Below are 10,425 nucleotides of genomic sequence, written 5' to 3' on the forward strand. Positions count from 1 at the left end.
ATCAACGATAAAATTCCGTTTAAGCTCAGCCACGTAAATTTCGGCAAACTCATTCTAATCACGCTGATTACACTATTTTTCTACTCGCTTCGTAGGCTGCTTGCCAACATCATCTATTTCGTATTTAAATTCTTTAATAAAAGCTTTTCGCTGGATAGCGAAACTCTAAAAACGCAAGTAGTAGGCATCATCAAGCGTCCGATGGGTATTTTACTGATCGCTTATTCAGTTGATATCTGTCTTAGTATATTTTATTATCCGGCGCCTGTGCCGATAAAATTTGCAAATTTATTCTCGATCGTTTACGTGGTACTTTGGGCATGGCTCATCATCGAAATCATCGATGGTTACGGTATTGTTGTGCTTGGAAACATCACGAAAAAAGGCGTCAGAAAAGATATCATAAATCTGGTTGTTAAAATTCTATACGTCATCGTAATCATCATCGCCGCACTTTTAGTGCTAAAGCGTCTGGGCTTTGACATCTCGGCGCTTATGGCATCTCTTGGAATCGGCGGACTTGCGATCGCGTTTGCGACCAAGGACATCATCGCGAATTTCTTCTCATCCGTGATGCTATTGTTTGATAACTCGTTCTCGCAAGGTGATTGGGTCGTATTAGGAGACATAGAAGGAAACGTCGTAGAAACAGGCTTCAGAAAGACGACGATCAGAACCTTTGACAACGCTCTTGTTTTTGTGCCGAATTCCAACATAATGGCGCAAAATATCAAAAACTGGAGCCGCAGGAAGGTAGGGCGGAATTTAAAGCTTACCGTGGGCGTCGAATATGGTGCGAGCACGGCTCAACTGCGAAAGTGCGTAAACGACATAAAAGAGATGTTAAAATCTCACCCAGGCATCGCTCAATCTGCCGATACAGCGCTAAATTCTAAAGATTTTCGTATGCGCTATAGACAGAACATGGTTTCTATCGACGATTTAGCGGGCTATAAAAGCACCATGTTCGTGGCGCTAGATAGCTTTGGCGATTCGTCCATTAATATTTTAGTTTACTGCTTCACAAAAACCGTAATATGGGCAAATTTCATCCAAACGAAAGAGGATGTTTTATTTAAAATAATGGAGATCGTGGAGCAAAACGGACTATCGTTTGCCTTCCCATCGCAGAGCGTTTATATCGAAAATATCCCGGAAATAGCAAGCGAATGCGTAAAATCAAAAGTAAATTCCAACGACAAAGGAGAGCAAAATGGCTGATTTCGATGACTTCGAAGACGAAGAGTTCGATGAGGACGAATACGAGGACGATGATCTAATCGGAGGCGACGAGAGTTACAACTACAACTACGACGAGGACGATTACAGCTACGAAGACGACGATGGTTTCAACGATTATAGCGATTTGGACAGCGAGGATTATTAGTGTTTAGATCCAGGGCATTGCCTTTTGATCCGCGCGCGAATAAAATCGCTAGCCTGCAAAGCTTAAAATTTCACCACGGCGGGCTTTGCGAGGACTACGTCTCCACCCTAAATCGAGACATTGCGGATACGCCGATACAAAACGCGGATCTTTTTACGATCATTACGCAGTCTTTCAGGGAGGCGCACGGCGAGGAGTGCGAGTTTTCGCAAATTTCAAAGCTTTATAAAATTTGCCTAGGTTTTAGCCGTATTTTTAACAACGCCTCTGAAATTTACAACCACGATTTTTACTTCGACTGTATCGCGCAGCCAAGCGAGCCTAGCGGCGAGCTCGCGGACGCTTTAGCTCAGGCTTTCGGCGGGATGGAAAATTTTAAAAGCGAGTTTTTAAAGCGCGCACTGGGGCTTTTCGGTAGCGGCTGGTGCTGGCTCACGTGCGACGAGCGCGGCGCAAATTTAGAAATCATCACGACGCAAAATGCGGACACGCCGATCGTGCATGGTAAAATTCCGCTTTTAGCCTGCGATCTTTGGGAGCACGCCTATTATGCCGATCATCAAAATGCGCGCAAGTTCTACGTGGAGAGCTTCTTGCATTTTGCCGACTTCGGCTTCGCAAGCGACGCCTACTTCCAGGCGAAAAAGCAAGGACTTGACTCCGTAAAGCTCTACATCAGCGAGCTTCACCCCGCCGCATCTTCGCGCTGCGATTGCGGCTGTTGCGGGTAGATTTGGGTTTTTGCTGCGCAAACTTTAGCGCTGCGGATTTTCGGTTCTCTATGCCCGCCGCGCGCTAAATTTCAAGCGCCTTCCGCTTCTTGGCGTCTATATTTTGCCTCGCGAATACTGCATCGTATCGCCCGTGGCGTCGCGAGACCTTAGGCTTGCTATCTCGCCGTATAAAATTTACGTGGATTTTGATCTTGAGCTCATTTGGCGTCCACGGATTAAAATTTAAGATTTTTAATTTGAAGTTTGCTTGACTATAGTTCACCGCTCGTTACGCGCCAAATTCCGAGTGCTTCTCCTTTTCAGCGCTTATATCTTGTGCGTAAATACCACGTTGCACGGACTCCTATACGAAATTTAGCTCTATCTGACTCTGCTTTCTTAAAATTTTTGCCACCCGCGCATTGAAATTTAACGCTACGAGCGAACACCACGCAAAATTTTAAAGTTGCAAATAAGCCCATGAAATTTTCATACCGAAATAAGCAGCGCATTCTTTGCTTCCGTAATTATATAGAGAGGCACTCTCTGCCTCCCTGCTTTGTTCACCCATGCCCTATTCGTAAAATTTTGTTTAGTAAAGCGGTCGGCAAATTTTAAAATATCAGCTAGATTAAATTTGCCGCGCCAAAGACAAGGTCGCGGTAAATTTGAAATTTGGACCTGAATAGTACGGATTGCGGCTTGCGAACCGCGGGCTAAATTTAACAAAATTTGATCGTCAAATTTTACTTTTTGGCAGTTAAAATTTTTAGCGTCGTTTCGGCTTAAAATTTCGCTTTAAATTTTAAAAATTTGCACCGCGCCAAAGTTGCTCGTTACGCGAAAAAGACAAGCCGCATCGAAACCAAGCTATGCTACGTCGGGCGTACCTGCGCGTTATGTGTGCCAAAATACAGCGTGAAATTTTAACCGCATCGGCTCAAATCACGCGGCAAGTTGCGCTGCACGAGACCTCATCAAATGCAGCAGCCGTATTCGCGTGCCGTGTAAAGCCGCTCGGCGTAGAATTTTACTCGTTTAAACGTAGCACGTCGCTATACAAATACAAAGCCGCATCATTTAAAGACGGCACTTGACGGCGCGGTATGTATAGCCGAAAACAGATGCTCAAGGTCACGCTCGCTTAAAATTTAAAGCTGCACTTCAAAAATAAAGCCATGCTCACTCGAAGCGCAAAGCCTCGTCTCTTTAAAGTGCGGAGCCGCGTCTTAATCAAATGTTAGAGACGTGAAGCAGAAATCAATCGAAACGCGAAGTCATGTCTATTTAAAGTGTAGAGCTGCGCCTAATCAAATTTACAATTGCGCTCGCTCAAGGCACGAAACCGTTCCGCTCAAAAATATTGCGCCTACAAAATGCAAAACCGCGTCTACTCAAAATTTTAAACCTTTTTAAAATTTCAAATTCACTTAAAATTTTAAAATTTAGACCGCTTTACTCCCTCGCTAGTCCGTTTTTATCGGATTTATCGCTGATTAGTTTGCCCGCTTCGTCGTATTTTTTGACGCGCACGAGCCTGCCGCGCTCAAACTCGCCCTCGGCTTCGAGCTTGCCGTCTGCGTAGTAGTGCTTCGCCGTGCCCGTCTCGAGCCCATCCTTGAACGTCACTCTAGCCTTGAGCGCGCCGTTTTCGTGATATGTTTCGTATAGCCCGTGTTTGCGTCCGTCTCTAAACATTACCTTCGCCGCAAGCGCACCGCTTGCGTAGTATTGCCGCGCCTCGCCCGTTTGGCTGTCGCGCTTGAACTCGTATTCGCCCTGTAGTGTGCCGCCCCTGTAGTATTCGTGCACGGTGCCGTCGCGCTCGCCGTCTTTGAAATTTTCGATTACACGCGTCTTACCGTCCTCGTAAAACCACTTCCAAACGCCCTGTTTGCGGTCATCCTTGTATGCGCCCGTCTGCTTTAGCGCGCCGCTTTCGTAGTACCATTTTTCCGTGCCTTGCCTCTTGCCCCCTTTATAGCTGCGCTCCCCGCGCACTTTGCCGCTTTTATAATAATCCACGTCCTTGCCGTTTCGCAGCCCGTCCTTATACGGATGGCGCGCGCTTACTTCGCCGCTTTCGTAGTAGTCGGTGAAAACGCCCTCGCGCCTATCATTTTTATACGCGCCCTGCTGATTTAGCTTGCCGCTTCCCTGATAATACAGCTTGTAAAAACCCTCGCGCTTGCCGGCTTTGTATTCGCTCTGCGATCTCAGCTCGCCGCCGTCCGCGTAGTAGCTCTTCGCGACGCCGTCGTATAGGCCGTTTTTTAGCGGATATTCGTTTGAGGGCTTATCTCTGCCGTCAAAGTAATTGCGCTCGCGCACCGCTGTGCCGTTCTTTACGTCGATCTCTCTGATAAGCGTCGGCGGCAGCGGCTTTGCTCTGGGGTAGACAACGCCCATAAAATTTACGTCGTAGAGATCCTCGGCGCTATAATGCAGCACCTTGAGCGTCCCGCTATAGGGCTTGTCCGCTACGAAATACAGGACGTTTTTCAGGACCGGCTCGGGTTGCATTACGATTTTTGGCTCCAGAGCTTGCGCGCCTAGCGCCAAAAACGGAAGCAGAAGCAGGAACTTTAATGCGCTTGAAAAGCTAAAATTTCGCATTAAATTTAAGCCCAAATTGAGCGAATTTTGCGCGGCTTTGCAGGTTTTCATATTTTGCTTCCTTTGGCTCGGTTAAATTTGAAGAATTTTAAAATTTGAAGCTAAATTTTAGATAAATCCTCACGGAATTTGGGCTGCGGGCTTGGTTTATGATGCGGGCGGAGCGTAAGCCGTGCCCGTAAACCTGTCGCGCGCTGTTTAACGGAGCCGAGCGCTAAATTTCGGCGCGATTTAATATTTCCGCGACGATTGCCCACTCGCGCACGAGCCTTTCAAAGCTAAAATTTGCGTTTGCCGGGCTAGTCGAGGGTAGCTTGACGGGCTCTTTGCCGGTTGCGTTTAAAATTTGAGTTTTTAGGTATTTTTCGCAGATTTCATGCGCTTTGCCGCCGTTTGCGAACACCTGCACGATGCGTGCGCCGCTAAAGATCGGCTCTAAATTTGCAGGCACGACGGCGGTCATTTTGGCGTCGCTCGAGCCCTTGATTTCGCAGCAGATCGCCGCGTCGTAGACGGCGATGCCGCGGGCGAGCAGGAATTTTATCTTTTCGTCCATGCTCGCAGGCGGCGGCGCGTTTAAAATTTGCGCCAGCACCCGCCAGAAGCGATTTTGCGGATTTGCGTAGTAAAAGCCCAGCTCGCGAGAAACTACGGAGGGAAAGGAGCCGAGGATTAAAATTTTAGAATTTTGATCGAAAATCGGCTTAAAAGGATGGGTTTGGGTTTTATTCATTTTTATGCATTTAAATATCTATAATATTTTAATTCTTAAAAATATTAGATAAAAATAATATATCGTCAACAACAATTTTTATAGTGAGAAAAATAAAATATAATGCAAAAAAACTTATAAAATTTAAGGCTATAATACTTTTGCATTCTAAATTTGACACATATACGTAAATCAAATTTATAAGCAATGAAACGGATGATATAATAGTAAGGAACGCCGTATTATTAGCTAGAATTTCAGAATATTTTATATTTGTATTGGGTATATTTTTATTGCTATCTTTTGTCAAAAGAGTTGACATTAAAAAAACCAAAAAAGCTATGATTATAGCAGTGACAGATACTAGTGATGTTGCTACATTTTCATGTTTTATACAAAATTTGATCCCAAAAAACAACAATATGCAAGTTGGTATAAGAGGCAAAAATAACTTTTTAAAATAAAAAATCTTTGTATTCATATGAATTTTTTGTCTATTTGATACATACTTTTTTATTACTTCAAACATGTTAGATCCTTAAAAAATGAGCCAACTGTCCATATAAAGCATCATTATTTTGCGCACCAATTTCTATTCTTGCTGGTGCACTCCATTCGTTTGTTGTCAAGTCGTCCGAATAGCCATCAATGGAAGCAGTCTTGTTATTCATATCTTCACACTTTATGGAATATCTTTGAATATTGTCATTAAATATCCCACAAAGCCAACTAAAAGCATTATCAAAAGTAGTATCTGCCTTGATTGAGTATTCTATTTTTCCAGAATTAATTATTTCAGCCCCATTATTTACCATATCCATATGAAATACTATTTTTTTGTTTTTTCTGGAATTATTAAAAATTTCTTCAAAATCCGTTTGGGAAAAATCCATAACTATTTCAAAATAGTCTCGTTGAATATTATGTCTCAAAAAATATCTATCAAAAATTTCATGAATAACACCATATAAAATTTGCTTAGAAATAGAATGATATTTATATTCCGTAGCAATTTTTGCCATATTGTCATAAGATATAATAAAAATATCAACAAAATCAACTAGACCTTGATGTCCGTTTAAGCTACCTATAGTACTCCAATCTTGTAAATCCACTATAGTTTGACCTTCTTTTATTTTTGTATAAATCAAGCGAATCTTATATATTAACCTATTTGTAGCGGGTATATTATAAACAATTGTTGGCTTTGTATATGTTAGTATCAACTTTTCAAAAGCGGCATTATAAAAATTATATTCATGCAACTCTGTAAAAATATCAAAATTTTCATTATTTATATTTATTTGCATAAAATCATTATCTGATATTTGTATATCAAATATATTATTTTGTATATTATTATTTTCTCTATATTTAAACGCATATCTTTCAAAAAGCATTTTTTATACCATTCTTGATATTTTTTAGCTATTATAGCAAAAACAATAACCTAAGTAGCTGCTTATACTAAATTTTGTATGTTCTGTATTGGTTCGCGCCCATTATTATCAAGTAAACTTTTTTATAAATGAGCCATTATCAGCATTCGTACTATTGCGTAGAGCGTAGCGCTGACTTATTTCCACAATTTACTTAATTTCCTGCGATAGTAAAATTCTATTCTTAACGGCAGTTAAAATTCCGTCCGCCGCCGTAACTACCGCCGAACCGCTGCACGCTAAATTTTAGGTACCGAGATTACGCGCACGAGCTCGCCTTTTTTGAGCTCTTTGACCTCTAGCGGCGCGACGAGCAGGACGCTATCGTCGTCTAAATTGTTCAAAATCGCGCTGGAGCCCTGCTTTTTGCTTTGTAGGCTAACAAAAAGCCGCCCCTCACTGTTTTGCAAAACGGCGGGCATAAACTCCAGCCACGGCGTTTTTTTTACGTAGTCGTGATCTAAGATCGCACTAAATTCTGTATTTTCGTGCACACCGAAGGATCTTTGCAAATATACGCGCAGAAACAAAATGCACGTAATAAGCGCCGAGAGCGGGAAGCCGGGGAACGCAAAGATATATTTTTCGCCGGTTTTAGCTACGCGCACGTGGCGACCCGGTTTGATCGCCGCACCCTTTACGATGAGCTCAAATTTTGATTGTAGCGTGCTTTGCACGAAGTCGTAGTCCCCGACGCTCACTCCGCCGCTAGTTAGAAGTATGTCCGCACTCTGTAAAGCCGATAGGATCGCGCCTTCTAGCTCTTTTTCGTCGTCGCGCACTAGAGGCATTATCATCGCTTCGCAGCCTAGTTGCGTTACTAAATTTGCAAGCGCGATGTGGTTGGAGCTGTAAATTTGAGCATCGTTTTCGAGCTTTTCGCCCAGATCCTTGATTTCGCTACCGGTGGCAAGGATCGCTACTTTTGGGCGGACGAATACGCTTATGTGAAATAGCCCTAGCTCGGCTAGCAGCGCGATCTGCGAAAAGCCGAGCTTCGTGCCGCTACGAAGTAAAAGCTCGCCCTCGCGGTAGCTCTCGCCCGCCGCGCGTACGGCAAAGCCCACTGCGACAGGCTTTGCGACGATAATTTCGCCGCCTTGCACCTGCACGTTTTCGATAGGCAGAAGCGTGTCGCTGCCCTCGCACATTAGCCCACCGGTGAAGGTTTTGACGCACTCGCCCGCCTTTGCCGCGGCGCCAGGCATCTTGCCTGCAGGCGTCGTGCCGACGATCTTAAATTTAGCCCCCTCGCTTAGATCCGCGCCCTTTAGCGCATATCCATCCATCGCGGCGGTCGGACGGCGCGGAGTGCTAAAAGGCGCCGCGACGTCGCTTGCCAAAATACGCCCTAGCGCCTGCGTGATCGCGACCTTTTCGATGCGCGAGGACTTTTGCACCGTGCTCGCGAAGCGCTCCATCGCGCTTTCAAATTTTTCAAATTCCATCATTTGCCTCCTACGATTTTATAAATTTGATCTTCTTTTATCAATTTCGAGTTAAATTTTACAACGAGTTCGCTATCGGTCTCGTAAATTTCAATAATGCCCTTTACGCCCTGTAGTGCGGAAAAATCGCCGCCTTTAGGAAAGTATAAATTCTTAAAAAGTTTTGGATCGCTCAGCCTAGAAAGTAGCACAAGCCAGATCACATCCAAAACCGCGACGCCAATGCCTAGCGCTTCGATGCCAATTTTGCCAAAAAGTGCGCCGCCGCATAGCCCGCCCAAAAAACTGCCAAAAAATCCGAACGAATTAAAAATCCCAAGCGCGGCGCCTTTTTGAGCGACTTTGGCAAATTTGGACGCAAGGCTTTGCATAATGGGCTCATGCGCGTTAAATCCCACGAAAAAGAGCATCACACCCACTACGAAAGCGCTCGCCCCGCTAGCAAACGCAAAAATCAAATACGAAGCGATGAAAAAGCAAATGCCAATAAGTAGAATTTGCTTAGCTAGCGCGCGCTTTTCGCCTAAAGCACCGCTCGCGCCCATCGCGGTAAAACCGAAAATGGCGCCTAGGGCATAAATTTTAGTCAAATCACTTTTGGAAAGTCCGAATTTTTGCACGAGCAAAATTGGAATTAGAAAAAACGCTGCCGTCATGAAAGCTTTTTGAAAAAAATTCGTTAAATTCATAAGCATTAAATTTTTATCGCTCAAAAGTGAGCCGAGCGGGACCTTTTGGCGCAGGGAGCGGATATGCGGTTCGGTAGGTACTACGAAAAAAAGCAGTACCAAACATAAAAGCGTAAGCGCCGAACTTAGATGAAATAGGCTGGCAAGCCCAAATTTGGCGCTTAAAAGCGGACTTAAAATCATTGCTACGCCAAAGCTCACGCCTATCATCGCGCCCATTACCGCCATCGCCTTGCCGCGCTCTTCCTCTCGCGTAAAATCACTAATTAGTGCGGTAGCTACGGCTCCTACGGCACCGCAGCCTTGCAAAAAACGCCCAAAAATCATCGTATAAATGCTCTCGCTAGCCGCGCAAACGCAAGCGCCCACGATAAAAAGCGCCAGCCCTATAGCAAGGGTTTTTTTGCGTCCGATCTTATCGCTTAGCACTCCAAATGGCGTTTGCAAAATCACTTGCATAATCGCGTAAATTCCAAAAAGTAGCCCCACTAGGCTTTCGTTTGCGCCGTGTAAGCTCAACGCATACAGGCTAAGCACGGGCAGCAAAATAAATAATCCAAAAAACCTCGTAGCAATAATAAAACTAAGCGGAAGGACGCTTTTTAGCATAATCTTAGACCTCAAATAATATGAAATTTGTGCCGATTATAGCCAAAAATCGTAATGAATTCTTTGATTTTGGGTAAAATGGTGCATTAAATTTAAGGAGAGCGGATGAAAATTTTACTTGCGACGAGCAACGCGGATAAGGTAAAAGAGATAAAAGAATTCTTTGCAGAATATGAAATTTACGCGCTCGGCGAGGTGCTGGATCCTTTTGAGATCGATGAGTGCGGCACGAGCTTCAAACAAAACGCGCTCATTAAGGTTCGCGCAGTGCATGAGGCGCTAAAGAGCAAAAATTTACAGAGCGAATTTTTTGTGTTAAGCGACGACAGCGGTATCTGCGTGGATGTGCTAGGCGGAGCACCGGGGATATTTTCGGCGCGCTTTAGCGGCTCGGGCGCAACGGATGCGAGCAATCGCGAGAAATTAGCAAGGAAGCTGAGGGCTTTAAATTTAGACTCCTCATCCGCGCATTACACGGCGGCGATCGCGCTAAAATGCGATTTGGGCGAGTTTTGCACGCATGGTTTTATGTACGGCAGGGCGATCTGCGAAGAGCGCGGTCACAACGGCTTCGGATACGATTTTATGTTTATTCCGCGCGGATTTGACCGCACGATCGGGGAGCTGCCCGCTGAGGTGAAATTTGAAATTTCGCACCGCACGAAGGGACTGGCGCTGATGCGAATTTTATTGAAAAATTTAGAAAAACAGATGAGACTTGCTAAATTTCATTAAATTTAGAGCCGTAAAAAGCGGAATTTAAGAAAAAATATATATAATACGCTTTTCATTCAATCCACGAAAATCTACGG

10 protein-coding genes are annotated in these 10,425 nt (G+C 44.3%); 4 read left to right on the top strand and 6 right to left on the bottom strand.

Features of this window, described 5'->3' with window-relative positions:
• The 3 genes from Q0095_RS09935 to Q0095_RS09945 form a co-directional block, all read left to right on the top strand.
• The coding region (locus Q0095_RS09935; RefSeq protein ID WP_297883354.1) for a mechanosensitive ion channel family protein at nucleotides 1-1,221 on the top strand (1,221 nt) is incomplete at its 5' end.
• Nucleotides 1,214-1,387, top strand: coding sequence for a hypothetical protein (locus Q0095_RS09940; protein WP_005870938.1), 174 nt, complete (start codon nucleotides 1,214-1,216; stop codon nucleotides 1,385-1,387). The genes Q0095_RS09935 and Q0095_RS09940, both read left to right, overlap by 8 nt.
• The gene (locus Q0095_RS09945) at nucleotides 1,387-2,118 is read left to right on the top strand and encodes a superoxide dismutase (RefSeq protein ID WP_297883355.1); all 732 of its coding nucleotides are present in this window, start codon (nucleotides 1,387-1,389) and stop codon (nucleotides 2,116-2,118) included. The genes Q0095_RS09940 and Q0095_RS09945 overlap by 1 nt, the downstream gene beginning before the upstream one ends.
• A gap of 1,437 nt (nucleotides 2,119-3,555) precedes the next feature.
• On the opposite strand, the gene Q0095_RS09950 is transcribed toward Q0095_RS09945, so the two are convergent.
• The 6 genes from Q0095_RS09950 to Q0095_RS09975 all read right to left on the bottom strand — a co-directional run bounded on the left by Q0095_RS09950 (nucleotide 3,556) and on the right by Q0095_RS09975 (nucleotide 9,613).
• The gene (locus Q0095_RS09950; RefSeq protein ID WP_297883356.1) at nucleotides 3,556-4,767 is read right to left on the bottom strand and encodes a toxin-antitoxin system YwqK family antitoxin; all 1,212 of its coding nucleotides are present in this window, start codon (nucleotides 4,765-4,767) and stop codon (nucleotides 3,556-3,558) included.
• 163 nt (nucleotides 4,768-4,930) lie between these two features.
• Nucleotides 4,931-5,449, bottom strand: coding sequence for a DNA-deoxyinosine glycosylase (locus tag Q0095_RS09955; RefSeq protein WP_297883357.1), 519 nt, complete (start codon nucleotides 5,447-5,449; stop codon nucleotides 4,931-4,933).
• Between the two features lie 28 nt (nucleotides 5,450-5,477).
• Nucleotides 5,478-5,957 (bottom strand): hypothetical protein, encoded by a 480-nt coding sequence (locus tag Q0095_RS09960; RefSeq protein WP_297883358.1) that lies wholly within the window; start codon nucleotides 5,955-5,957, stop codon nucleotides 5,478-5,480.
• 1 nt (nucleotide 5,958) lies between these two features.
• A complete protein-coding gene (locus tag Q0095_RS09965; protein WP_297883359.1) occupies nucleotides 5,959-6,828 on the bottom strand; it encodes a hypothetical protein in 870 nt (289 codons plus the stop codon).
• A 278-nt stretch (nucleotides 6,829-7,106) separates the two neighbouring features.
• Nucleotides 7,107-8,318 (bottom strand): molybdopterin molybdotransferase MoeA, encoded by a 1,212-nt coding sequence (locus Q0095_RS09970; RefSeq protein WP_297883360.1) that lies wholly within the window; start codon nucleotides 8,316-8,318, stop codon nucleotides 7,107-7,109.
• A complete protein-coding gene (locus tag Q0095_RS09975; protein ID WP_297883361.1) occupies nucleotides 8,315-9,613 on the bottom strand; it encodes an MFS transporter in 1,299 nt (432 codons plus the stop codon). The genes Q0095_RS09970 and Q0095_RS09975 overlap by 4 nt, the downstream gene beginning before the upstream one ends.
• A gap of 105 nt (nucleotides 9,614-9,718) precedes the next feature.
• Here Q0095_RS09975 and Q0095_RS09980 point away from each other — a divergent pair, with 105 nt between their 5' ends.
• Complete coding sequence (locus Q0095_RS09980) at nucleotides 9,719-10,348, top strand: non-canonical purine NTP pyrophosphatase (RefSeq protein WP_297883362.1); 630 nt, start codon at nucleotides 9,719-9,721, stop codon at nucleotides 10,346-10,348.
• The last annotated feature ends 77 nt before the right edge of the window (nucleotides 10,349-10,425 follow it).

The organism is uncultured Campylobacter sp., assembly GCF_938045535.1.
Classification (GTDB): domain Bacteria; phylum Campylobacterota; class Campylobacteria; order Campylobacterales; family Campylobacteraceae; genus Campylobacter_B.

Bases quoted from the DNA above. Each gene is read 5' to 3' on its own strand.
- Q0095_RS09955 (WP_297883357.1), bottom strand. From the start codon at position 5,449: ATGAATAAAACCCAAACCCATCCTTTTAAGCCGATTTTCGATCAAAAT.
- Q0095_RS09975 (WP_297883361.1), bottom strand. From the start codon at position 9,613: ATGCTAAAAAGCGTCCTTCCGCTTAGTTTTATTATTGCTACGAGGTTT.
- Q0095_RS09965 (WP_297883359.1), bottom strand. From the start codon at position 6,828: ATGCTTTTTGAAAGATATGCGTTTAAATATAGAGAAAATAATAATATA.
- Q0095_RS09970 (WP_297883360.1), bottom strand. From the start codon at position 8,318: ATGATGGAATTTGAAAAATTTGAAAGCGCGATGGAGCGCTTCGCGAGC.
- Q0095_RS09960 (WP_297883358.1), bottom strand. From the start codon at position 5,957: ATGTTTGAAGTAATAAAAAAGTATGTATCAAATAGACAAAAAATTCAT.
- Q0095_RS09940 (WP_005870938.1), top strand. From the start codon at position 1,214: ATGGCTGATTTCGATGACTTCGAAGACGAAGAGTTCGATGAGGACGAA.
- Q0095_RS09980 (WP_297883362.1), top strand. From the start codon at position 9,719: ATGAAAATTTTACTTGCGACGAGCAACGCGGATAAGGTAAAAGAGATA.
- Q0095_RS09950 (WP_297883356.1), bottom strand. From the start codon at position 4,767: ATGAAAACCTGCAAAGCCGCGCAAAATTCGCTCAATTTGGGCTTAAAT.